Here is a 23420-nt window from a genome sequence, read left to right as displayed (position 1 = left end):
TGTGCACCTCCGGTCTGTGCACCTGACCGCGGTGGCTCAGCCGGCCAGCCGCGGAATCTCGATCGCGGGGCACCGGTCCATCACCATGGCGAGCCCGGCCGCCCGGGTCCGCTCGAACGCCTTCTCGTCCACCACCCCGAGCTGGAACCAGACGGCCTTCGCCCCGGCCGCCACCGCCTGGTCGGCGACCGCCCCCGCCAGCTCGGAATTGACGAACACGTCCACCACGTCCACCGGGAAGGGGATGTCCTCCAGGGAGGCGTACCCCTGCTCGCCGTGGACGGTCTCCGCCTTCGGATGCACCGGCACGATCCGCTTGCCGAACCGCTGGAGCACCGCCGCGACGCCGTACGCCGCCCGCGAGGTGTTGTTCGACAGGCCCACCACCGCCCAGGTGTCGCCCGTCCCGGTCAGAATCCTCCGCACCGTCTCCGCGTCGCCGTACACGCCGTCCTCCAGCCTGTCCCGTCTCGGAACCATCATCACGTCCTGCCTGCTCGAACCCCGGAACGGCGGCTGCCATTCCCCCGGCCGTAGGCTGAACGGATGATCGACCGGTATCTGACGGTGGCGCGCGAAGGCGTCCACGAGAGCGAGATCAAACGCTCCCGTTTCCTGTGCGCGCTCGCCCCCGCCGCCGCGGCGGACACCGCGCAGGAGTTCATCCGCCGGATCCGCAAGGAGCACCCGGCCGCGACCCACAACTGCTTCGCCTACGTCATCGGCCCGGACGGACGCCTGCACCGGGCGAGCGACGACGGCGAACCCGGGGGCACCGCCGGCACCCCCATGCTCCAGGTGCTGCTCGCCCGCGAGGTACGCGACACCGTCGCCGTCGTCACCCGCTACTACGGCGGCGTCCAGCTCGGCGCCGGCGGCCTCGCCCGCGCCTACGGCGGCGCCGTCTCCGCCGCGCTGGACAACATCGGCACCATCGAGCGCCGCCGCCTCGCGCTGGTCACCGTCACCGCCGACCACCAGCGGGCCGGCCGGCTGGAGAACGAACTGCGCGCCGCCGGCCGCACCGTACGCGACGTCACCTACGCCGCCGAGGTCACCTTCCACCTCGGCGTCCCCGAGGCCGACCTGCCCGCCTTCCGGTCCTGGCTGGCCGACACGACCTCGGGCGCCGCGGGACTCACGGTCGAGGGCAGCGCGTACGTGGACGTCTGAGCGCCCAGGACGGCCGCCGCTGACACCGCGTCACACCCGCGCCACGGCCCTCGGACGAAGCGCCGGCCCCGCGCCCTCTACAATCCTGATCACCGCGGACATCCACGGACACATGACCCGGGCCGGGGGAGCGGCCCGGGCGGGGACGACCGCGGTGCCACGACCGGCGCGACCGTGCCGGGACCGTACGTACCGGCGCTCAACCGCGCTGACCGACGGGGACCGGCGTCAACCGACACCAAGGAACGGCGAGGCCAAACGTGCGGGTGGGAGCCACCGAGTGAGATTCCTGCACACATCGGACTGGCACCTGGGGCGGTCCTTCCACCGGGTGAGCCTGCTCGACGCCCAGCGCGCCTTCCTCGACCACCTGGTGGACACCGCCCGCAGCGAGCGGGTCGACGCCGTTCTGGTGGCCGGAGACGTCTACGACCGCGCCGTGCCGCCGCTGTCCGCCGTCGAGCTCTTCGACGAGGCGCTGCACCGGCTCGCGGAGCTGGGTGTGCCCACCGTGATGATCTCCGGCAACCACGACTCCGCCCGGCGGCTCGGCGTCGGCGGCCGCATCATGGGCCGGGCCGGTATCCATCTGCGCACCGACCCGGCGACCTGCCACCAGCCGGTCTTGCTCTCCGACGAGCACGGCGAGGTCGCCGTCTACGGACTGCCCTACCTCGAACCCGCCCTCGTCCGCCAGGAGTTCGACGCCGAGCAGGCCGACCACACGGCGGTGCTCGGTGCCGCCATGGACCGCGTCCGCGCCGACCTCGCCGGCCGCGCCGAGGGCACGAGGGCCGTCGTGCTCGCGCACGCCTTCGTCACCGGAGCCGCGCCCTGCGACAGCGAGCGCGACATCACCGCCGGCGGCGTCCAGGCGGTCCCCGCGGCGGTCTTCGACGGCGTGCACTACGCGGCGCTCGGCCATCTGCACGGCTGCCAGACGGTGAGCGAACGCGTCCGCTACTCCGGCTCACCGCTGGCCTACTCCTTCTCCGAGGAGCACCACCGCAAGAGCGTCTGGCTCGTCACCCTCGGCGCGGCCGGCGAGGTGGACGCGGAACGCGTCGACACGCCCGTGCCCAGACGACTCGCCCGGCTGCGCGGCCGCCTCGACGACCTGCTGGGCGACCCCGCCCATGACCGCCACACCGACGCCTGGGTGGAAGCCACTCTCACCGACCCCTACCGCCCGCACGAACCGATGGCGGCCCTCACCAAACGCTTCCCGCACATCCTCAGCCTCGCCTTCGAACCCGAGAACGGCGACGACGACCCGGCGGCCTCCTACGCCCAGCGGCTGCGCGGCCGGACCGACCGGCAGATCGCCGAGGACTTCGTGGCGCACGTACGCGGCCAGGCGGCGGACCCGGGCGAACGGGACGTGCTGGCGGACGCGTTCGACGCGGTACGCAGCGAGGCGGTACGGACGGAAGGCGACTGACCCGATGCGACTGCACCGACTCGAACTCACCGCGTTCGGACCCTTCGCCGGCACCCAGCGGGTCGACTTCGACGAACTCTCCTCAGCCGGGCTGTTCCTGCTGCACGGCCCCACCGGAGCAGGCAAGACCTCCGTCCTGGACGCGGTCTGCTACGCCCTCTACGGCCAGGTGCCCGGGGCCCGGCCCGCGACGAGGCTGCGCAGCGACCACGCGGCGGCCGGCACCGCCACCGAAGTGGTCCTGGAACTGACCCTCGGCGGGCGGCGGTTGGAGATCACCCGGCGGCCGGAGCAACTGCGGGCGAAGAAGCGGGGGACGGGTACGACTCTCGACAAGGCGGTCACGCTGCTGCGCGAGCACAAGGGCGGGCAGTGGGAGGGGATCTCCAAGTCCCACCAGGAGATCGGTGAGGAGATCAAGCAGCTGGTCGGGATGAGCTGCGAGCAGTTCTGCCAGGTCGTGCTGCTGCCGCAGGGCGAGTTCGCGACCTTCCTGCGGGCCAGTGCCACCGAACGGGCCGCGCTGCTCGGCAAGCTCTTCGACACGCGCCGCTTCCGCGGGGTGGAGCGGTGGCTGCGGGACCGCAAGCAGGAGGCGTCCCAGCGGCTCGGCCAGGGCGACGCGGACCTGCGCGACCTCGCCGCCCGGCTGCGGCAGGCGGCAGGACCAGGACCCGGCCCGGAGGCCGAGGCGGACCTTCTGGAGTGGGCCGCGGTCCTGCGCTGCGACGCCCGCGAGGCCCGCACCGTCGCCCGGTCGGCCCTCCACCACGCCGAGACCGCCCACCGGGCCGCCGCGGACTCCTTCGACGCGGCCCGGGACCTGCACGCCCTCCAGACCCGCCACGCCGACCTCTGCCGCCGCGCCGACGCGCTGGCCGCCGAGGACGCGGCTCGTACGGCAGCCCGCACCGCCCTCACCCGCGCCCTGCGGGCCACGACCGTCGAACCCGCCCTCGCCCACCGCGACAAGGCCGCCACCCAGCACCGGGACGCGCTGACCACCGAACGGCGGATCGCGGCCGAACTCACCGCGTCCGGAGAGCAGTTGCCCGAGGGCGCCCTCCCGCAGGCCCGCACCGGCACGCGTCCCGCCCGGGGCGAAACCACCGCCCCCCGAGCCGAGCCCGGACCCCTTACGGGCGGTACGGATGCGGCCCCGGCTGCTTCCGGGCTGCCCGGGTACGAGAGCGGGTTGCGTGGTGAGGCGAGGGAGCCGGGGCGGGCGGACGCGGCCGGCGGGGTCGAGTCCCCGGCGCGTGCGAGCCGTACGGATGCGACCCTGGCCGCTTCGGGGCTGCCCGGGTACGAGGCCGGGTTGCGTGATGAGGCGAGCGGTTCTGCCGGCCTCTCGCAGCCGGAGCGGGCGGGCTCGGTCCCGGGCGCTTCCGGGCTGCCCGCGGCCCGGGGTGCAGGCGGGGAGGCCGAGCGGCTGGCCGTGTCCGGGGCGTCTCGGCAGGAGCGGCTCGGGCGGGCAGAGGCGGCGGGTGGGGCTGAGCCGTCGGCCGCGTCCGGGGTCCGTGGCATGCCGGCCCCTTCCGCCGGTGCCCGGCAGCAGGACGAGGCGGCTGATGTGACCGCGCCACGGGGGCGGAACGTGGTGCCGGGGCAGGGCGGGGCGGTGGGCCGTGCGGAGCCGTCCGCCGGTTCCGGGGCGGCCGGGGGTGGTTGGGCCGCCGCAGTCAGTGACGTGCTCGCGCGGCGGGTCGGGGAGCTGCGGGAAGAGCTCGGGGGGCTGGCGCAGGCCGGGGAGGCCGAGGCGCGGGTCCGGGAGGTCGAGGCCCGGCGCGGGCAGTTGGAGCGGGAGGAGCGGGCCGCCGAAGGCATCGTGCGGGAGGCGGAGGCGTGGCTGGGCGAGTGGCCGCGGCAGCGGGCCGCCCTCCAGACCCGGCTCGACGCCGGCGCGGACGCCGCGGCGCGCGCGGGCGGCCTGAGCGCGCGGCTGGAGACGGCCCGACGGCAGCGCGACGCCGCGGCCGAACGGGACCGGCTGAGGGCCGAGTTGACCCGCACCGAGGACGCCGTACGCCACGCTCGGGACGCCGCGGCCGACGCGCGGGACACCTGGCAGGACCTCCGCGAGGCACGCATCGACGGCATCGCCGCCGAGTTGGCCGGGGAGCTCGCGGCGGGGGAGCCGTGCCGGGTCTGCGGCTCCGCCGAACACCCCGCGCCCGCCCGCCCCGCGCCGCAGCAGGTCACCCGGGCGGACGAGGAAGCCGCCGAGGCGGCCTACCAGCGGGCAGCCGCCGCGCACGACACCGCGCGTACCGAAGCCGCCCGGCTGGGCGCCGCCCTGGAGGCGGCCGCCGCGACCGCCGGTGCGGAGCCGGCCGCCGGACTGGCCACCGCCTGCGCCGTACTGGAGGCCGAACACGCCCAGGCCACTCGGGAGGCCGCCGGGGTGCCCGAGGCGAAGCAGGCGCTGGCCCGCGCCGAGGAGGAGCGCGACAGCCGTACCGAGCAGCGCAACGCGGCGTTGAACCAGGCTGCCGCCCATGCCTCGCGGCGCGAGGAACTGGACGACCAACACGAGCAGTTGAGCGCGGAGCTGGAGCGCGCCAGGGCCGGTCACCCGAGCGTCGCGGCCCGCCGGGCCCGGCTGTCCGACCGCATCGCGCTGCTGGAACGCGCCGTGCACGCCGTGCGGGCCCGCGGCGAGAGCGCCGACCGGCTCGCCGAGGCCGAGCGGGCACTCGCCGACGCGGCGGCCCGCGCCGGGTTCGGCTCACCGGCCGAGGCGAAGGCGGCGCTGCTGCCCGCCGAGCGGCTGTGGCGGGCCGAACGCCAAGTGGAGGCATGGTCCAAGGAGGAGGCCGCGCTCGAAGCCGATCTGGCCGCACCGGAACCCGCCGCCGCGGCGGCGCTGCCACCGGCCGACCCGGCCGCCGCCCAGGCCGCACTCGCCGCCGCGACCGCGCGGCTGCGGGCCGCCTCGGCCGCCGAGTCCGCCGCCACCGCCCGCTGCCGCGACCTCGACCGGCTCTCCGCGGACGCCACCGCACGCGTGCGGCAGCTCGCCCCGGCCCGCGCCGAGTTCGCAATGATCGCCCGGCTCTCCGACCTGGCGTCGGCGACCAGCGCCGAGAACCGGTTCCGGATGGAGCTGGAGACGTACGTGCTGGCCGCCCGCCTCGAACAGGTCGCCGCCGCCGCCGGGGTGCGCCTCCAGCGGATGTCGGCCGGCCGCTACACCCTGGTGCACAGCGACGCCCGGGGCAGTGGCCGTACCAAGTCCGGCCTCGGCCTGATGGTGGTGGACGCCTGGACCGGCACCGAACGCGACACCGCCACGCTCTCCGGCGGCGAGACCTTCTTCGCCTCACTGGCCCTCGCGCTGGGCCTCGCGGACGTGGTGACCGACGAGTCCGGCGGCACCCGGCTCGACACCCTCTTCATCGACGAGGGCTTCGGCAGCCTGGACGACCAGACCCTGGACGAGGTCCTCGACGTCCTCGACGGCCTGCGGGAGCGGGACCGCGCGGTCGGCATCGTCAGCCACGTGGCGGACCTGCGGCACCGCATCCCGGCCCAACTGCGTGTCCTCAAGGGGCGGGACGGCTCCACCGTACGGATGCGGACGGCCGCGCACAGCTGATCCGGCTCAGAGCACGAACGGCCGGCGTTCCAGGGGTGAGGAGTACACGATGCTCGTGGTGACCGCCCCGAGCCCGGCGATCCGGCCGGTGACCTCTTCCAGGTGCCGCATGGACCGCGCGGCGACCTTCATCACGAAGCAGTCGTCCCCGGTGACATGGTGCGCCTCCAGGATTTCGGGCGTGGTGCCGAGCAGCGCGTGGAAGGGCTTGTAGTTGCCGGTGGGGTAGCGCAGCCGGACCATCGCGAGGATCGGCAGTCCGACCCGCTCGTGGTCGATCACCGCGGAGTAGCCGCTGATCACCCCGGCCTCCTCCAGCCGGCGGACCCGGTCGGTCACCGCGCTCGGCGACATCGACACGGTCCGGGCCAGCTCGGCGTAGCTCGACCGCCCGTCGCGTTGCAGGGCCTCCAGCAGTCGCCAGTCCGTGGCGTCCAGGGAAATCGTGGTCATCCGCCATGCGTAGCAGCCGAAACCCCGGTGAATCAACAGCAGTGCCGGGGAATCCCTCTTCAGCGGCGGCGTCCGCGCGCCTAGATTTCCGGGCATGACCACTTCCGACACCGCGGACCTGCTGCCCCCCGCCGACAATGCCGTCCTGCGCGTCCCGCCCGCCGCACCCACCGACGCCGCCGCGTACTTCGCCGCGTCGCTCGCCTTCCACACCGACGTCTCGGATGTCGCTGCCGCGCTCGCGGCCGGTGGTGACCCCGGCTTCGTGGTGGTCGACTGCCGCAGCACCGAGTCCTGGAACCAGGGGCACATCCCAGGCGCGGTCCACCTGCCCACCGACCGGATCCCGCGCCTGGCCGGTACGTTCCTCGACCCCGCGGTCCCGGTGGTCGTGCACTGCTGGGGGCCCGGCTGCAACGGCGCCACCCGCGCCGCGCTGAGCCTCGCCACCCTGGGCTACCGGGTCAAGGAGATGCTCGGCGGCATGGAGTACTGGATCCGGGAGGGTCTTGATCACGAGATCGCCGACGGCGCCGTACGGCGCGCACCCGACCCGCTCACCGCTCCCGTCGGAGCCGCCGACTGCGGCTGCTGAGCGGCCGGGACGATCAGGCCGGGACCGTCAGGCCGGGACTGTCAGGCCGCGACGATCGGGCCCGGACCTTCGGGCCGCGCCGGCCCGGAAGAAACGATCAGGCCGGAGCCGTCACGCGGAACCGTCACGCCGGAACCGAGGTGAGCTCGTACGCCCAGAGCTCGCCTCGGTCCGCCACCCGTATGAAACCGACTCTCTCCAGCACCGCCTGGGACGCGCGGTTGCCGGGCTCCGTGGTGGCCAGGACCACCATCACATTCGGCTGGGCGAGCGCCCACTGGCACAGCGCCCGGGCCGCGTCGGTCGCCCAGCCCGCGCCGCGGGCCGATTCCGACAGGTCGTAGCCGATCTCCACCGAACCCTGGTCCGGCGGTCCGTGGAAGCCGGCGCCGCCGACCGCGGTGCCGTCCTCGGACCTGGTGATCGCGAACAGGCCCCAGCCGGGCCGGTAGACGCCGGCTCTGGCGGTGGCCACCGTCATGGTGGCGGCGCCCACCGTGCCCTCGCCGGGCACCCCGTCGATCCAGACCAGCTCGGCGGGCTTGCCGTCGGACAACTGGACGGCGTCGGCCGGCAGCTGCTCCCGCAGGGTCAGTCTCCCCTGGGTCAGCACCAGGCGTCCGCCGTCATGGGAAGCGTGCAGGGTCATCCAGCCGTACCGCCTTGTCGTACGAGAGGGTCCGGCCGGGCCGCCGAGGCGATCCGGCCGCCGAGCAGCAGGGTAACGGGCGGGCGCGGAAAGAGGTTCCACTCCGGCGGGCCGCCGTGTGCCCCGTGCGGTGCGGGCCGCCCCTGCCGGTGGCGGCCCGCACCGGTGTCCTAGAGCGCGGAGAGCTCCGCCACCAGGTCGTCAAGGCCGAGCGAACCCAGCGACAGCGCCGCCATGTGCCACGCCTTCGCGTCGAAGGCGTCGCCGTGGGCCGTGCGGGCCGCCGCCCGGCCGGTCAGCCAGGCGCGCTCGCCGAGCTTGTAGCCGATGGCCTGGCCGGGCATGCCGAGGTAGCGGATCAGCTCGCTGTCCACGAAGTTCGCCGGCCGGCCGCTGTGCCGGCCGAAGAACTCCCGGCCCAGTTCCGGCGTCCAGCGCTCGCCCGGGTGGAAGGGCGAGTCCGCCGGGATCTCCAGCTCCAGGTGCATACCGATGTCCACGATGATCCGGTTGGCCCGCATCATCTGGGCGTCGAGGTAGCCGAGCCGCCGCTCGGGGTCGGTGAGGAAACCGAGCTCGTCCATCAGGCGTTCGGCGTACAGCGCCCACCCTTCGACGTTGGCGCTGACCATGCCGACCGTCGCCTGGTAGCGCGACAGGTTCTCCGCGACGTGCACCCACTGCGCGATCTGCAGGTGGTGACCGGGCACACCCTCGTGGTACCAGGTGGAGACCAGGTCGAAGACCGGGAAGCGGGTGCGGCCCATGGTGGGCAGCCAGGTGCGCCCGGGCCGGGTGAAGTCCTCCGACGGACCGGTGTAGTACGGGGCCGCGGCGCCGCCGGGCGGGGCGATCCGGGACTCCACCCGGCGGACCCGCTCCGCCAGTTCGAAGTGGGTGCCGTCCAGCGCGGTGATCGCCTCGTCCATCAGGCCCTGCAGCCAGTCGCGGACCTCGTCCACGCCCTCGATGGCCTGCCCGTGCTCCTCCAGGTGCTTGAGCACCTCCCACGGAGTGGCGTCGGGCAGGATCTTCCCCGCCTCGGCGAGCATTTCGGCACGCAGCCGGTGGAACTCGGACCAGCCGTACGCGTACGCCTCGTCCAGATCCAGGTCGGTGCCGTTCCACAGCCGGGACCAGCGGGCGTACCGCTCACGGCCCACTGTGTCGGGGGCTCCGGCGACGGCGGGCGCGTAGGTGTCCCGGAACCAGTCGCGCAGTGCCGCGAAGGCGGCGGTCGCCTCGGCGCCGGCCGCGGCCAGCTCGCCCCGCAGCTCCTGCGGGCCGTCCGCGCCCAGCTTCTCGAACCAGCTGCCCGACCCGTCGTCGCCGATCCACTCGCCGAACTGCCCGATGACGGTCTCCACCTGGCGCGGACCCGCCTTCAGCCCGCGGTTCAGACCCTCGGTGAGCGAGGCGCGGTAGCCGTCGAGGGCGGCCGGGACCGCGCGCAGCCGGGCGGCCACGTCGGCGTACTGCTCCGGGGTGTCGGTGGGCATCAGCGAGAACGTCTCGCGGATGTTGTGCGCGGGCGAACCCAGGTTGTTCACCGCCCGCAGGTGCTCGTCGGCGTCGTGCACCGCCAGCTCGGCGGTGAGCCGCTCGCGCAGCAGCCGGGCGCAGCGCCGCTCGGCGTCGCTCTCCGCGCCCGGCCGGGCCTCGGCCTCGGTCAGCCGGTCCAGCGTCGTACGCGCCAGCGCGGCCAGCGCGTCGGCGCCCGCCGGTGACAGGTCGGGCAGCCGCCGGTTGCTGTCGGGGGCGCCGAGGTACGTGCCGAGAATCGGGTCGAGTTCGAGGAGGTCGTCGACATAGGCGTCCGCGACCTGCCGGGGGAGTGCACTGCTGCTGAGAGTGGACATGGCGCCATCCTCGTACGAGGAAGCGGTCCGCGTCACTAGCAAAAAAATCAGCGAACCTTACGTGTCGTGAGCGGGCGGCAGCAGCGGCCCGCACTCCCACTGCTGGAAGATCAGCCGGGTCTCCACCCGGGCCACTTCCCGCCGGGCGGTGAACTCGTCGAGCACCAGCCGCTGGAGGTCCGCGGTGTCGCTCACCGCCACCTGCACCAGGTAGTCGTCGGGGCCGGTCAGATGGAACAGCGCCCGCGACTCCGGCAGGCCGCGGATCCGCTCCACGAACGGGCCGACCAGCTCCCGCCGGTGCGGGCGCATCTGCACCAGCAGCAGTGCCTGCAGACCGCGGCCCAACTTCGCCGGGTCGAGCCGCAGTTCGTGGCCGAGGATGACGCCGCCGCGGCGCAGCCGGGCCACCCGGTCCAGGCAGGTGGAGGGTGCCACGCCGACTACCGCGGCCAGGTCGCGGTACGTGGTCCGGGCATCGTTCTGGAGCACCCGCAGGATGTGGAGATCCACCGGATCGAGTGCGACAGATTCGGTCATCGGCCGAACGTAGCACGGGGTTTTCCCGCCCCGTCCCGTTGGGCGTTCAGTCTGAATGGCATGAAGCCGACCGCATCCCCGTCCGCTCCCGCCGCCGCGGGACACCCCGGCTGGGCACCCGCCACCGAGGCCGTGCACGCCGGCCGCGAGGACCTCGCCGCTCTGGGTGTCCACGCCGTGCCGCTGGACCTGTCCACCACCTATCCCTCGTACGACAGCCGCGCCGAGGCCGAGCGGCTGGACGCCTTCGCCGCGACCGGCGCCCGCCTCCAGGGGCCGCCGGTCTACGGACGGCTCGACAACCCGACCACCGCTCGCTTCGAGACCGCCCTGGCGCGGCTGGAGGGCACCGGGACGGCGGTCGCCTTCGCCAGCGGAATGGCCGCGCTGACCGCCTGCCTGCTGGCCCGCGCCGCCGAGGGGCTGCGGCACATGGTCGCGGTCCGGCCGCTGTACGGAAGCAGCGACCACCTGCTCAGCGGCGGGCTGCTCGGCACCGAGGTCACCTGGACCGACCCGGCCGGCATCGCGGCCGCGCTCCGCCCCGACACCGGCCTGGTGATCGTGGAGACGCCGGCGAACCCGACGCTTGCCGAGGTCGACCTGCGGGCGGTGGCGTACGCCTGCGGGTCGGTGCCGCTGCTCGCCGACAACACCTTCGCCACCCCCGTGCTCCAGCGGCCGGCGGAGTCCGGTGCCCGCATCGTGCTGCACAGTGCCACCAAGTACCTGGGCGGGCACGGTGATGTGCTCGGGGGCGTGGTCGCCTGCGACGAGGAGTTCGCCCGGCGGCTGCGGCAGGTGCGCTTCGCCACCGGCGGGGTGCTGCATCCGCTGGCCGGCTATCTGCTGCTGCGCGGGCTTGCCACGCTGCCGGTACGGGTCTCGGCCGCCTCGGCGACGGCCGCGCTGCTGGCCGCCCGGCTCGCGGACGACCCGCGGGTGACCGCCGTGCACTATCCGCGGCTCGGCGGCGCCATGGTCGCCTTCGAGACGGCCGGCGACCCGCACGCGGTCATCGGCGCGGTCCGGCTGATCACGCCGGCGGTGAGCCTGGGCAGCGTGGACACCCTCATCCAGCACCCCGCGTCGATCAGCCACCGCATCGTCGCCGCCGACGACCGGCGCAGCGGCGGTGTCGGTGACCGGCTGCTCCGGCTGTCGGTGGGACTGGAGGACGCCGAGGACCTGTGGCGCGACCTCGACGGCGCGCTCGCCGCGTCGGTGGCCGGCCCGGCCGGGCACGGCGGCACCGACGCGGCGGCCCGGGTCAGGGCCGGCGGCTCGTGACCCAGGGCAGCGGAGCCGGCGACGGGTCGGCGTCCGTCGCCGGCGGCAGGGAGGCGGTGATCACCAGGGTGCTCTCCTCGACCTGGTAGTCCAGCGGCAGGTCCAGTTCGCGCATGACCGCCACCATCGCGGTGTTGGTGGACCGGGTGACCGCGTAGACGCTATCCCGGCCCGCCTCGGCGGCCAGTTCGATCAGCCGGCGCAGCAGCGCGGCGCCGATGCCGCGGCGCTGCCACTCGTCCTCGACGAGCAGCGCCACCTCGTTCTCGTCGCCGTCCCACAGCAGGTGCCCGAGTGCCACCAGCCGCCCGGAGGCGGTCTCCACCGCGAGGGAACGGCCGAAGCGCGGGCTCAGCAGGTGGGTGAGATAGCGGTCGGCGTCCTCGACCGGGCCGTGGTAGCGGGAGGTGAGGGTGGCGGAGGAGCAGCGGTGGTGCATCGCCAGGGCCGCCTCGTGGTCGTCGGGGCCGGCCCGGCGGACGGTGATCTCGTTGCCTTCGGGGAGGATCAGGGTGTCCTTGCGGGCCGGCATCCGCACGCCGAGCCGCGCGTCCAGTTCCACCAGTGCGCGGGCGCGGGCGAACTCCGTCGGGGTGAAGGGGAGATGGTCGCGCCGGACGGTGATGATGCCGCCGGACGGGTCGCGCAGCCGCATCACGGTGGGTTTCCCGCTCTCCGGCTCCGGGGGTTCCTCAGCGGCCGCCGGACCGCTCTGCGGCGTCGAGGTGATGGTGCAGCGGCCGAACAACTGGCGCAGGGCGAGCGGCAGTTCAGCGGCGTCCAGGGCGGTGCGGGTGGCCAGCGCGAGCATCCGGGTCGGCGCGTCCACCAGGTCGTGCGCGTCGGCCCGCTCCAGCCAGTTGTCGGTGCCGCCCGCGTCCGCCACGGTCAGCAGGAGGGCGGCGGCCGGCAGCGAACGGGGCGCCCGCAGCAGGAATTCGTCCACGGTTCCCTCGGCCAGCGGATGGGTCTGCAGCGTCACGATGTCGACCCGGCCGGCGGCCAGCGCGGTGCAGACGGCCCCGAGGCTGCCCGGGGTGTCCCGGACGGTGGTGCGCATCCGCCACAGCGTGGTGTCCTCGGGCGCGGCCGGGGCCGGCGGGGCGTGGCTGTGCCGCCGTGTCCACCAGGTGTGGAAGGCCGCCGCGGCGAGCAGTCCCAGCGACGACGTGACCAGCAGGACCCTCCCGTCCGGGCCGTGGTTCACCAGGTCGGCGACGAAGTCAGCGGCGGCCATCGCCGTGAAGAGCGCGGCCACTTCTGCGAGGTCGCGGCCCCAGTACCGGTGCCGTGCTCTGCTCTGGGCAGGGGTCGAATGAGGCATGCGACCACAGTGCCGAAGGCGTGTTGCGTGATCACGAACGTTCCATGACCAGACGGTAAAGGACCGATCGTCCCGGTTGATTGACCTTTCCCCCTGTTTCTCGCCATCCATGGCTGAAATCCGCCGTTGCGCCGGATCGGCGGGCGGGCCCCGGTCGCGGCGCGGCCCGGACGGGGCGCGGTGAATATCCGCGGGACGCCGGGAACTCCGCCGGGATGGGGGGAGTTGTCTCAGTACGGGCCGGTGCGAGCACCGGTCCGGCCAGCAGCCTCGACCGGGCGCCCCCGTCCCGGTCGAGGCGCCCCGGCCGCCCGCCCGTCCGCGGGTCCCCTCCTCCCGCGGACGGTGGGCGGCACCCGCCTCGGCTACTTCACGCCGAACGCCTGCTGCAGCGGGTCGATCGCGAAGTAGGCGAGGAAGAAGACCGACACGATCCACACCAGCAGGTGCACCTCGCGCGCCTTGCCCAGCGCGGTCTTGATGACGATGTAGGACAGGAAGCCCGCGCCGATGCCGTTGGTGATGCTGTAGGTGAAGGGCATCACGGCGATGGTCAGGAAGGCCGGGATCGCGATGTCGTACTGCGTCCAGTCGATGTTCCGGACCTGCGCCATCAGCAGGAAGCCCACCGCGACCAGCGCCGGCGCCGCGGCCTGCGAGGGCACCACCCCGGCCAGCGGTGCCAAGAAGAGCGCCACCGCGAAGAGCGCGCCCGTCACCACGCTCGCCAGACCCGTACGCGCGCCTTCGCCGACACCCGCCGCCGACTCCACATAGGCGGTGTTGGAGGAGCTGGACGCCAGACCGCCGGCCACCGCGGCCGCGCCGTCGATGAACAGCACCCGGCCGATGTTCGGCACCCGGCCCTCCTTGTCGAGCAGCCCCGCCTCGCTGGAGATACCGACGATGGTGCCCATCGCGTCGAAGAAGTCCGACAGGACCAGGGTGAAGACGAACAGCAGCGCGGTGACCACGCCCGCCTCCTGGAAGCCGCCGAAGAGGCTGAAGTGCCCGAGCAGCCCGAAGTCCGGGCTGGCCACCACGTCGTCGGGCAGCTTGGGCACGGTCAGGCCCCACGCGGCGTCCGGGATGTCGGCGATCGAGTTGACGATGATCGCCACGATCGTCATCACCACGATGCTGATCAGGATCGCGCCCTTCACCCGGCGCGCCACGAGCGCCACCGTGAGCAGCACGCCGAGGCAGAACACCAGCACCGGCCAGCCGGTGAGCGCGCCGGTCGCGCCGAGCTGGACCGGGGTGGTGGTCTTGGCCGCGTCCGGGATCCGGCTGGCGAAACCCGCGTCGACCAGGCCGATGAACGCGATGAACATGCCGATGCCCACGCCGATCGCCTGCTTGATGGCCTGCGGTATCGCGTTCATGATCGCTTCACGCAGCCCGGTGGCCACCAGCACACAGATCAGCAGGCCCTCCAGGACCACCAGACCCATCGCGTCCGGCCAGCTCATCTTCGGCGCGAGCTGGAAGGCGACCACCGCGTTCAGACCGAGACCGGTCGCGATGGCCAGCGGCAGATTGCCGCCGACGCCCATGATCGCGCTCATCACCGCGGCCACCAGTGCGGTGGCGGTGAGCAGTTGACCGGTCGAGAGGTGGTGCCCGAACTTGTCCGTCGCGCTGCCGAGGATGATCGGGTTGAGAACGAGGATGTACGCCATCGTGAAGAAGGTGGCGAGACCGCCCCTGACCTCCCGCAACGGGGTCGAACCGCGTTCGCTGATACGGAAATAGCGGTCCAGCAGGTTGCCGGCCGGAGGCGGTGGTACTTCGGTGGGCGTCTCGGCTTCCACGGCGGGTCCTGACATGGCGCTCCTCTGAGGTCGAACCGGGCTGACCGGTCGTACGTGAACGGCACTTCAACAAACGGTGTAAGCGTGGGGCACACGGATTGTGCTCCTGCCGGGACGATCGCGGGTTTCCGGCGGGTTACCCGGTATCACCGTCAGGTTTCAGTCATGCCCCGGTCAACACTCCTGGCGCCGCCCGCCGTTCGGCCGGTGTCCGCTGACCGGCCGTATCCCTTCAGCGCGTACGGCTCACAGCCCGCCGGCCACCCGCAGCACCGCGCCCGTGGTGTACGACGCCTCCGGCGACAGCAGCCACGCCACCGCCCCCGCGACCTCCTGCGGCTGCCCCGGCCGCCGCATCGGAATCCGGTCCGGGTTCCGCCACGGCCGCTCCGCGTCGCCCATCGCCGCGTGGATACCGGTGACGATCATCCCGGGCTGCACCGAGTTCACCCGCACCCCGTCGGGCGCCAACTCCTTGGACAAGCCCACCGTCAGGGTGTCGACCGCGGCCTTGCTCGCCGCGTAGTGCACGTACTCGCCGGGACTGCCGAGAGTGGCGCCGCCCGACGAGATGTTCACGATCGCGCCGCCCTGGCCCCCGTACCGGGTGGACATCTCCAGCGCCGCCCGGCGGGCGCAGATGAGCGACCCCATCACGTTGACCTCCACCACCCGGCGCATCACCTCCACCGGCGTCTCGGTGAAGCGGCCCAGCGGCCCGGTGATGCCCGCGTTGCCGACCAGCCCGGTGACCGGGCCAAGGCCCGACACGACCGCGTCGAAGAAGGCGTCCACCTGTGCCTCGTCGCTGGTGTCGACCTGGTGCACCAGGCACGCGGCGCCGGCCGCGCGCACCTCGGCGGCCACCTCGTCCGCCGCGGCCCGGTCCCGCTCATAGCCGATACCGATCCGGTGCCCGTCCGCCGCGAGCCGCAGCGCCACCGCGGCCCCGATCCCGCGTCCGCCCCCGGTGACCACCGTGACCTGGGCCATCCCCGTTCCCCTCCCGCTCCTGGTCTCCGTGCCCTGTCCCCACGGAGATCACGAACGTTATCGCAGCACATCATCAACAGATCATGAACGTCTCATGTATCCGGTTCCGGTGGGCATGAGCCGGTTCGAGGATTGGTCTTGACCAAGTTTGCGAACCGGCCGTATCGTCCTAGTAGTGCAAGGACCTTTAATAAACACAGGTTCCGAAACAAGGCTTAACAAGCCGTCGGATCCGGCCCGACCGGCCGGCCACGGCCATGGTGAATGCGAGGACAGGGTGGGGACCACGCAGCTCGAAGCGGTGCAGGAGCCGAAGTACTGGCACCTCAAGACGGTGCTGAACGACGCCCTCGACTCCGAGTTCGAGGTCGGCGAGATCCTGCCGAACGAACGTGACCTGGCGGCCCGCTTCGGCGTGGCCCGGGCCACCTTGCGCCAGGCGCTCGAACAACTGGAACTCGAAGGCCGCCTCCAGCGGCGGCGCGGCGTCGGCACCACGGTCGCCCCGCCCCGTATGGGCGTCGCGGTCGGCCCTTCGGCCAACGCCTGGCCGGGCGCCGGCCGTGACACCTGGAACACCATCGGGTGCGTGGAAGCGGTCGCCCCCGCCTCGGTCGCCGCGCTGCTCGGCACCGGTTCGGACGAGGCCGTGCACACCATCCGCCGCGAGCGGGTGATGCAGGGTCAGTCGGTCGCCACCGAACTCCTCTACGTCCCGCCGGCCTCGGTGCCGGGGCTCTCCACGCTGCTCACCCCCGCCACCCACGCCCCGGCGGTGCTGCGCGAGCTGCACTCCCTGGAACTGGAGGGCGAGGACCGCGCGGTCGAACTCGGCTCCGCCCGTGCGGAGGACGCCAAGCAGCTCGACCGGCTGCCCGGCGCGCCGGTGCTCGTCGTCACCACCCGGTACTACGCCGGCGGCCGGGTCGCCGCCGCGTCGGTGGCCACCTACCGCGCCGACACCTGCCGGCTCACCTTCGGTGACTCGGGCGCGATCGAGGTCACCCACCACGAGCCGGAGCCCCACCGCCAGGCGTCCTGACTCGTTCGCGCCACCAGTCGGCCCGCCACCCCGGTCACCGGGATGGCGGGCCGACGGACGTTTCCGGCCGGACTCCGGCCCGGCGTCAGTGCCGCGCCAGCGTCGTCTGCTCCACCGCGAAGAGCTGCTCCTCCACGGTGTCCAGCGCCAGCCGCAGCGCCCCGGTGGCGATCGCCTCCTGGCCCAGCGCGGAGAGCACCACACTCGGCGGGCGCAGGCAGTAGCGGGCGAGTTCGGAGCGCAGCGGCTCCAGAACGCCGTCCAGGCCGGCCGCCCAGCCGCCGATCACCACCAGTTCCGGGTCGATCGCCAGCACCAGCGCGGCCACGTCGTGCACCAGCCGCCGCAAGAACCGCTCCACCGCGTCCTTCGCCTGCACATCGCCCTGCTTGGCGAGCGCGAAGACCCGCGCCACGGCCGGTTCGTCCAGCGGGTGCAGCGGCGTGCCGGTGGTGGACAGCAGATGCTCGGGGGTGACCTCGCGTCCCAGCAGATGCAGCGCCCCGATCTCGCCCGCGGCGCCGCCGAAACCACGGTGGAGACGCCCGCCGATCAGCGAACCGGCGCCCGGGCTCAGCCCGACCAGGACGAACACCACGTCGTCGGTACCGACCGCCGCACCCTTCCAGTGCTCGGCGACAGCGGCCACATTCGCGTCGTTCTCCACCAGGACCGGACATCGGAAGGAGCGCTGCAACCGCTCGCCCAGCGCCAGCCCGGTCCAGCCGGGCAGCGCCGTACCGAGCGTCACCTCACCGTGCGCCTCGACGATGCCGGGGCTGCCCACACCGACCGCCCACAGGGTGCTGCGGGCCACTCCGGCCTTGCGGAGCAGTTCGGCGACGGTGACCCGGACCCGTTCCAGACGGTCGTCGGCCGAGGCGGACTCGTCCACCTCCCGGCCGTGCGAGCCCAGCACCTGGCCGCTGAGATCCGCCAGCACCACCCGTACCTGGTGCGCCCCGATCTCGATGCCGAGCAGATGCCCGGCCTCGGCGTGGAAGCGGAACCGGCGGGCCGGCCGGCCCTGCTTGCGGGTGTCGCCCGGCTCCGGGGCGACCTCGACCACCAGATCGGACTCCGTCAGTCCCTCGATGACGCCCTCGACCGTCGGCCGTGAGAGACCGGTGCTGTGCACCAGTTCGGTCAGGGTCGGGGTCTGTGCCCCGCGGAGCGCATGGAGGACGACCGCGGAATTGATCCGCCGGAGCAGGGAGGGGTCCCCGCCGGTGAGTCGCCCCAAGGTATGTCCTCCCAGCCTGTACCTGTGTGTGGCGGATCGTACCCGGCGGAAGGCCGCGCGGCGAGTGCCGCCGGGTTCCGGTTGCGTGACATACCGGCCGGTGGGTTTCCGACGGGCCGCCAAGTGCCGCGCACCAGCCCTGTGCTGGGCGCCGACCGGTTACGCCGGCCCGTACGCCGCAGCCCGCAGCCGCCCGAACTCCTCCGCCAAGGTGGCCGGTGACCAGTGCGCGTTGAGCCCGCTCGGGCTGGGCAGCACCCAGATCCGGGTGTCGCCGATGGTGCGCTGCTGCGGCCCGATCCGCGCCAGCCGGTGGTCGAAGGCGACCCGGTAGGCGCCCACACCCAGCACCGCGAGCCACCGCGGCTTGGAGGTCTCCACGGTCACGGTGAGCCGCTTGCCGCCGGCGATCAGCTCGTCCCGGGTCAGCTCGTCGGCGCGGGCGGTGGCCCGCCCCGCCACGTTCGTGATGCCGAAGCCGAGGGCCGGCACCTCCTGTTGCTCGGCGGGCGCGAACCGGCGCGGGGTGAAACCCGAGGCGTGCAGCGCGGGCCAGAACCGGTTGCCCGGCCGGGCGAAGTGGTGCCCGGTCCAGGCCGACATCAGACCCGGGTTGATGCCGCAGAAGAGCACCCGCAGCTGCGGGCCGACGATGTCGGTCAGGGTGCGGTCGCGTGCCGCGGCCAGCTGCTCGGGGGTCAGAGGATCGCCCCCGGGCGGTAACCGGCAGCCTGGGGGTGCGCCTTGGTGACCTCCTCGATCCGCCGGATCACCTCGGCGACCTGGCCGGCCGCGGCGCCGGTGAAGGAGAGCCGGTCGGCCATCAGCGCGTCCAGCTGCGCCCGGTCCAGCGGGATCCGGTCGTCGGCGGCCAGCCGGTCGAGCAGCTCGTTCCGCTCGGTGCCCTGCTCGCGCATGGCCAGCGCGGACGCCACCGCGTTCTCCTTGATCGCCTCGTGCGCCACCTCCCGGCCGACCCCCGCCCGGACCGCGCCCATGAGCACCTTGGTGGTGGCCAGGAACGGCAGGTAGCGGTCCAGCTCGCGGGCGACCACCGCGGGGAAGGCACCGAACTCGTCGAGCACCGTCAGGAAGGTCTCCAGCAGTCCGTCGAAGGCGAAGAACGCGTCCGGCAGCGCCACCCGGCGGACCACCGAGCACGACACGTCGCCCTCGTTCCACTGGTCGCCGGCCAGCTCGCCGGTCATCGACGCGTAGCCGCGCAGGATCACCATCAGCCCGTTGACCCGCTCGCAGGACCGGGTGTTCATCTTGTGCGGCATCGCGGAGGAGCCGACCTGGCCGGGCTTGAAGCCCTCGGTGACCAGCTCGTGCCCGGCCATCAGCCGGATCGTCCTGGCCAGCGAGGAGGGCGCCGCGGCGAGCTGGACCAGCGCGGTCACCGCGTCGTAGTCCAGCGAGCGCGGGTAGACCTGGCCGACCGAGGTGAAGGCCCGGGAGAAACCGAGGTGGTCGGCGATCCGGTGCTCCAGCTCGGCGAGCCGGCCGCTGTCACCGCCGAGCAGGTCCAGCATGTCCTGGGCGGTGCCGACCGGGCCCTTGATACCGCGCAGCGGATAGCGCCCGATCAGGTCCTCGACCCGCTCGAAGGCCACCAGCAGTTCGTCGGCGGTGGTGGCGAACCGCTTGCCCAGCGTCGTCGCCTGCGCGGCCACGTTGTGCGAGCGGCCGGCCATCACCAGCTCCGCGTACTGCCCGGACAACTGGCCCAGCCGGGCGAGCACCGCGACCGTACGGTCCCTGACGTGCTCCAGGGACAGCCGGATCTGCAGCTGCTCCACGTTCTCGGTGAGGTCCCGCGAGGTCATGCCCTTGTGCACCTGCTCGTGCCCGGCCAGCGCGTTGAACTCCTCGATGCGGGCCTTCACGTCGTGCCGGGTGACCTTCTCGCGCTCGGCGATCGACACCAGGTCGACCTGCTCCAGCACCCGCTCGTAGTCCTCGATCGCACCGCCGGGGACCTCGATTCCGAGGTCCTTCTGGGCCCGCAGCACCGCGAGCCACAGCCGCCGCTCCAGCACCACCTTCTGCTCGGGGGACCACAGGGTGGCGAGCTCCGCGGAGGCGTAGCGGCCGGCGAGAACATTCGGGATACGCGGCTTGGCAGTCACGTAGGCAGATTCTACTGGTCGAGGAAGGGCAGCAGGTCCGGGCGTTTGGGCGGGCGGCCGTCGCCGGAGGAGCGGCCGGTGAGGCGGCGGCCGATCCAGGGCAGGAGGTGGTCCCGGGTGAAGCGCAGGTCGGCGCCGCGCCGGGCGGTCCAGCGGACGGGTACGGGCGGCGGGAGCTCCTGGGTCCACCGCGCTTCGGGGGGAAGGCCCAGCGTCTGCCACACCGCCTCGGCGACCCGCTCGTGCCCTTCGGCGGTCAGATGGAGCCGGTCGTCCGCCCACATCCGGGCGTCGCTCAGCACCCCTGCGCCGTACAGGTCCACCACCAGCGCGCCGTGCCGCTCGGCCAGCTCACCGACGAAGTCGAACAGCCGCACCATCCGCGGCAGCATCCGGGTGGCGACCGGGCCGCTGCGTACCGGGCTGCGCATGAGCACCAGCTGCTTGCAGGCCGGCGCCAGACGCGCCGCCGAGCTCTCCAGCAGCGCGCACACCTCGTCCACGTCGCACGTGGGCCGCAGCACGTCGTTGAGGCCGCCGACCAGGGTGATCAGGTCGGCGCCCATGTCGGCCGCGGTGTCCACCTGGTCCTCGGCGATCTGCCGGATCAGCTTGCCGCGCACCGCGAGATTCGCGTACCGGAAGCCCGGCGAGCGGGCGGCGAGCCGGCCGGCGAGCAGATCGGCCCACCCCCGGTAGGTGCCGTCGGGCAGCAGGTCGGACATCCCCTCGGTGAAGGAGTCGCCGACCGCGACGAAGCTGGAGTACGTGAGAGGCGTCTGCATGGCGCGGCGATCCTATGCGACCGCTTAGCTGGTGCGGAAAACGGGGTGCGGAGGACCCCATTCCGGCGACCCGCCTCGGCGGAGCCACCGGCGCGGGCGGTACCCACCCTGCCCGCAGGTGCGTTACGGGCGCCCCCGCCCGACCAGCTCCTTGAGCACGTCCTCCATCGTCACCAGGCCGACCCCGCGCCCCTCGTCGTCCACCACCGCCGCCAGATGGGCCCGGCCGGCCCGCATCGCGGTGAGCACGTCGTCGAGCGGGGTCGCCGCGCCGACCCGGGTGATGTGCCGCAGCGCCGAGCGCGGGAAGGGGGCATCACGCGGGAACGCGTCCAGCGCGTCCTTCACATGCAGATAGCCCAGCACCCGCCCGTCCGCGTCCGCCACCGGGAAGCGGGAGAAGCCGGACCTGGCCGCCAGTGCCTCCAGACCCTCCGGGGTGATGCCGAGCTGCGCCCGCACCACCCGCTCGGCCGGCAGCACGATCGCGCCGACCGGCCGCCGGCCCAGCTCCAGGGCGTCCCGCAGACGTTCGGTGGCCCGCTCGTCCAGCAGCCCGGCGGCGCCCGCGTCCACCACCATCCGGGACAGCTCGTCGTCCGAGAAGACCGCCTCCACCTCGGATTTCGGCTCGACCCGCAGCAGCTTCAGGCCGCCGTTGGCGAGCGCGTTCACGCCGAAGATCACCGGCTTCAGCGCCCGGGTCAGCCCCACCAGCGGCGGCCCGAGCAGCAGCGCGGCCCGTACCGGCTCGGCGAGCGCGATGTTCTTCGGCACCATCTCCCCGAAGAGCATGTGCAGATACGTCGCCAGCGCCAGCGACAGCACGAAGGACACCGGATGCACCGAGCCCTGCGGCAGGTGCGCCGCGTGGAAGAGCGGCTCCAGCAGATGCGCGATGGCGGGCTCCGCCACGATGCCGAGCACCAGGGTGCACGCGGTGATGCCGAGCTGGGCGGCGGCCAGCAGCGGCGAGAGGTGCCCAAGACCCCACAGCACCCGGTGCGCCCGCCGGTCACCGGCCTCGGCGAGCGGCTCGACCTGGCTGCGGCGTACCGAGATCATCGCGAACTCGGCGCCGACGAAGAAGGCGTTCACCACGATGGTGAGCAGCCCGACGACCAGCTGGACAACGGTCATCGCCCCGGCTCCCGGTCGTCCGCGGCCGGCGCCGGTGAGGTGAGCCGGGCCCGGGCCGCCCGGCGCCCGGACGCCTCGGTGACCTCGATCCGCCAGCCCTCCAGCTCCACCACGTCACCCTCCTGCGGAATCCGGCCGAGCCGCTGCGCCACCAGCCCGGCCAGCGTCTCGTACGGGCCCTCCGGCACGTGCAGTCCGATCCGCTCCAGCTGGTCCTCGGTCCTGGTGGCGCCGTCCGCGTCGTAGATCCGGCGCCCTTCGGGGTCCTCGCGCAGGAAGAGCAGTACCGGCACCTCCTGGGGATCGTGCTCGTCGCGGACCTCGCCGACCACCTCCTCGACGATGTCCTCCAGCGTCACCACCCCGGCCGTACCGCCGTACTCGTCGATCACCACCGCCATCGTCTGCCGTCCGGAGAGCCGGTCGAGCAGGCGGTCCACGGTCAGTGACTCCGGCACCAGCAGCGGCTCGCGGAGCAGTTCGGTGACCGGCCGCCGCGGCCGGTGGTCGGCCCGCACCGCCAGGACGTCCTTGATGTGCACGGTGCCGATCACCGTGTCGAGGCTGCCGCGGTAGACCGGGAACCGGGACAGACCGGTGGCGCGGGTCGCGTTGGCCACGTCCTCCGCGGTGGCCTGCGCCTCCAGGGCGGTGACCTGCACCCTGGGCGTCATCACGTTCTGCGCGGTGAGGTCGGCGAGGCTGAGGGTACGGACGAACAGTTCGGCGGTGTCCGCCTCCAGAGCGCCCTCCTTCGCCGAGTGCCGGGCGAGCGCCACCAGCTCCTGCGGGCCGCGGGCCGACGCCAGTTCCTCCGTCGGCTGCAGCCCGAAGCGGCGCAGCACCCGGTTGGCGGTGTTGTTCAGATGCCGGATCAGCGGACCGAAGGCCGCCGTGAACATCCCCTGCGGTCCCGCCACCGCCCGCACCACCCGCAGCGGCTGGGAGATCGCCCAGTTCTTCGGGATCAGCTCCCCGATCACCATCAGCACCACCGTGGAGATCGCGGTGCCCAGCACCAGGCCGAGCGAGGACGCTCCCGACTGCGGCAGCCCCGCGGCCCGCAGCGGGCCGCGCAGCAGCTTGCCGATGGAGGATTCGGCCAGCATGCCGATGATCAGGCCGGTCGCGGTGATGCCGAGCTGGGCACCGGACAGCTGCACGGTCAGCGTCCGCACACCGGCCAGCGCCGGGGCCGCCCCCCGCCGGCCCTCCTCCGCCGCCCGCTCCAGCTCTCCGCGCTCGACCGTGGTCAGCGAGAACTCCGCGGCGACGAACACGCCACAGGCGAAGGTGAGCAGCAGGGCCACCACCAGGAGCAGCACTTCGGTCATCCGGACACCTCGGGT

20 protein-coding genes are annotated in these 23420 nt (G+C 73.4%); 6 read left to right on the top strand and 14 right to left on the bottom strand.

What is annotated here, in order from left to right; translation table 11 throughout:
* Positions 1–36 precede the first annotated feature (36 nt).
* A complete protein-coding gene (locus tag OG552_RS01585; protein ID WP_329140493.1) occupies positions 37–447 on the bottom strand; it encodes a CoA-binding protein in 411 nt (136 codons plus the stop codon).
* 99 nt (positions 448–546) lie between these two features.
* Between OG552_RS01585 and OG552_RS01580 the strand changes: the two genes are divergently transcribed.
* The 3 genes from OG552_RS01580 to OG552_RS01570 all read left to right on the top strand — a co-directional run bounded on the left by OG552_RS01580 (position 547) and on the right by OG552_RS01570 (position 6212).
* Complete coding sequence (locus OG552_RS01580; protein ID WP_329128894.1) at positions 547–1173, top strand: YigZ family protein; 627 nt, start codon at positions 547–549, stop codon at positions 1171–1173.
* Positions 1174–1453: 280 nt separating this feature from the next.
* Positions 1454–2614, top strand: a complete 1161-nt coding sequence (locus OG552_RS01575; RefSeq protein WP_329128893.1) for an exonuclease SbcCD subunit D — start codon at positions 1454–1456, stop codon at positions 2612–2614.
* Between the two features lie 4 nt (positions 2615–2618).
* Positions 2619–6212: an AAA family ATPase gene (locus OG552_RS01570; protein ID WP_329128891.1), complete on the top strand. Its 3594-nt coding sequence runs from the start codon at positions 2619–2621 to the stop codon at positions 6210–6212.
* A 6-nt stretch (positions 6213–6218) separates the two neighbouring features.
* On the opposite strand, the gene OG552_RS01565 is transcribed toward OG552_RS01570, so the two are convergent.
* Positions 6219–6665, bottom strand: coding sequence for an Lrp/AsnC family transcriptional regulator (locus tag OG552_RS01565; RefSeq protein ID WP_329128890.1), 447 nt, complete (start codon positions 6663–6665; stop codon positions 6219–6221).
* A gap of 94 nt (positions 6666–6759) precedes the next feature.
* Here OG552_RS01565 and OG552_RS01560 point away from each other — a divergent pair, with 94 nt between their 5' ends.
* A complete protein-coding gene (locus OG552_RS01560; RefSeq protein WP_329128888.1) occupies positions 6760–7260 on the top strand; it encodes a rhodanese-like domain-containing protein in 501 nt (166 codons plus the stop codon).
* 124 nt (positions 7261–7384) lie between these two features.
* Here OG552_RS01560 and OG552_RS01555 read toward each other — a convergent pair whose 3' ends face one another.
* The 3 genes from OG552_RS01555 to OG552_RS01545 all read right to left on the bottom strand — a co-directional run bounded on the left by OG552_RS01555 (position 7385) and on the right by OG552_RS01545 (position 10308).
* On the bottom strand, positions 7385–7909 hold the full coding sequence (locus OG552_RS01555) for a GNAT family N-acetyltransferase (protein WP_329128887.1): 525 nt from the start codon (positions 7907–7909) through the stop codon (positions 7385–7387).
* 170 nt (positions 7910–8079) lie between these two features.
* Positions 8080–9768 carry a DUF885 domain-containing protein gene (locus tag OG552_RS01550; protein WP_329128886.1) on the bottom strand — a complete coding sequence of 563 codons (1689 nt, stop codon included), beginning with the start codon at positions 9766–9768 and terminating at the stop codon, positions 8080–8082.
* Positions 9769–9825: 57 nt separating this feature from the next.
* Complete coding sequence (locus tag OG552_RS01545; RefSeq protein ID WP_329128885.1) at positions 9826–10308, bottom strand: Lrp/AsnC family transcriptional regulator; 483 nt, start codon at positions 10306–10308, stop codon at positions 9826–9828.
* A gap of 60 nt (positions 10309–10368) precedes the next feature.
* On the opposite strand from OG552_RS01545, the gene OG552_RS01540 reads away from it, so the two are divergent.
* Positions 10369–11598, top strand: coding sequence for a trans-sulfuration enzyme family protein (locus tag OG552_RS01540; RefSeq protein WP_329128883.1), 1230 nt, complete (start codon positions 10369–10371; stop codon positions 11596–11598).
* Here OG552_RS01540 and OG552_RS01535 read toward each other — a convergent pair.
* The 3 genes from OG552_RS01535 to OG552_RS01525 all read right to left on the bottom strand — a co-directional run bounded on the left by OG552_RS01535 (position 11579) and on the right by OG552_RS01525 (position 15729).
* A complete protein-coding gene (locus OG552_RS01535) occupies positions 11579–12922 on the bottom strand; it encodes a GNAT family N-acetyltransferase (RefSeq protein WP_329128882.1) in 1344 nt (447 codons plus the stop codon). The two genes, OG552_RS01540 and OG552_RS01535, sit on opposite strands and share 20 nt — an antisense overlap.
* Positions 12923–13287: 365 nt before the next feature.
* Positions 13288–14751: an NCS2 family permease gene (locus OG552_RS01530; protein ID WP_329128880.1), complete on the bottom strand. Its 1464-nt coding sequence runs from the start codon at positions 14749–14751 to the stop codon at positions 13288–13290.
* Between the two features lie 231 nt (positions 14752–14982).
* On the bottom strand, positions 14983–15729 hold the full coding sequence (locus OG552_RS01525) for an SDR family oxidoreductase (protein ID WP_329128879.1): 747 nt from the start codon (positions 15727–15729) through the stop codon (positions 14983–14985).
* Positions 15730–16006: 277 nt separating this feature from the next.
* Here OG552_RS01525 and OG552_RS01520 point away from each other — a divergent pair, with 277 nt between their 5' ends.
* On the top strand, positions 16007–16771 hold the full coding sequence (locus OG552_RS01520) for a GntR family transcriptional regulator (protein ID WP_329128877.1): 765 nt from the start codon (positions 16007–16009) through the stop codon (positions 16769–16771).
* An 85-nt stretch (positions 16772–16856) separates the two neighbouring features.
* On the opposite strand, the gene OG552_RS01515 is transcribed toward OG552_RS01520, so the two are convergent.
* From OG552_RS01515 to OG552_RS01490, 6 genes are all read right to left on the bottom strand, one after another.
* Positions 16857–18014, bottom strand: a complete 1158-nt coding sequence (locus OG552_RS01515; protein WP_329128875.1) for an ROK family protein — start codon at positions 18012–18014, stop codon at positions 16857–16859.
* Positions 18015–18173: 159 nt separating this feature from the next.
* Positions 18174–18716, bottom strand: a complete 543-nt coding sequence (gene mug / locus OG552_RS01510) for a G/U mismatch-specific DNA glycosylase (protein WP_329140491.1) — start codon at positions 18714–18716, stop codon at positions 18174–18176.
* Complete coding sequence (purB, locus tag OG552_RS01505; protein WP_329128873.1) at positions 18713–20146, bottom strand: adenylosuccinate lyase; 1434 nt, start codon at positions 20144–20146, stop codon at positions 18713–18715. The genes mug and purB overlap by 4 nt, the downstream gene beginning before the upstream one ends.
* 11 nt (positions 20147–20157) lie before the next feature.
* Positions 20158–20931, bottom strand: coding sequence for an SGNH/GDSL hydrolase family protein (locus OG552_RS01500; RefSeq protein WP_329128872.1), 774 nt, complete (start codon positions 20929–20931; stop codon positions 20158–20160).
* A 123-nt stretch (positions 20932–21054) separates the two neighbouring features.
* On the bottom strand, positions 21055–22071 hold the full coding sequence (locus OG552_RS01495; protein ID WP_329128870.1) for a hemolysin family protein: 1017 nt from the start codon (positions 22069–22071) through the stop codon (positions 21055–21057).
* Positions 22068–23405, bottom strand: a complete 1338-nt coding sequence (locus tag OG552_RS01490; protein ID WP_329128869.1) for a hemolysin family protein — start codon at positions 23403–23405, stop codon at positions 22068–22070. Before OG552_RS01490 ends, OG552_RS01495 begins: the two co-directional genes overlap by 4 nt.
* Positions 23406–23420 lie beyond the last annotated feature (15 nt).

Origin of the sequence: Streptomyces sp. NBC_01476 (assembly GCF_036227265.1) — a bacterium.
Taxonomy (GTDB): Bacteria; Actinomycetota; Actinomycetes; order Streptomycetales; family Streptomycetaceae; genus Actinacidiphila.
This window is presented reverse-complemented; position numbering and strand designations above follow the sequence as displayed.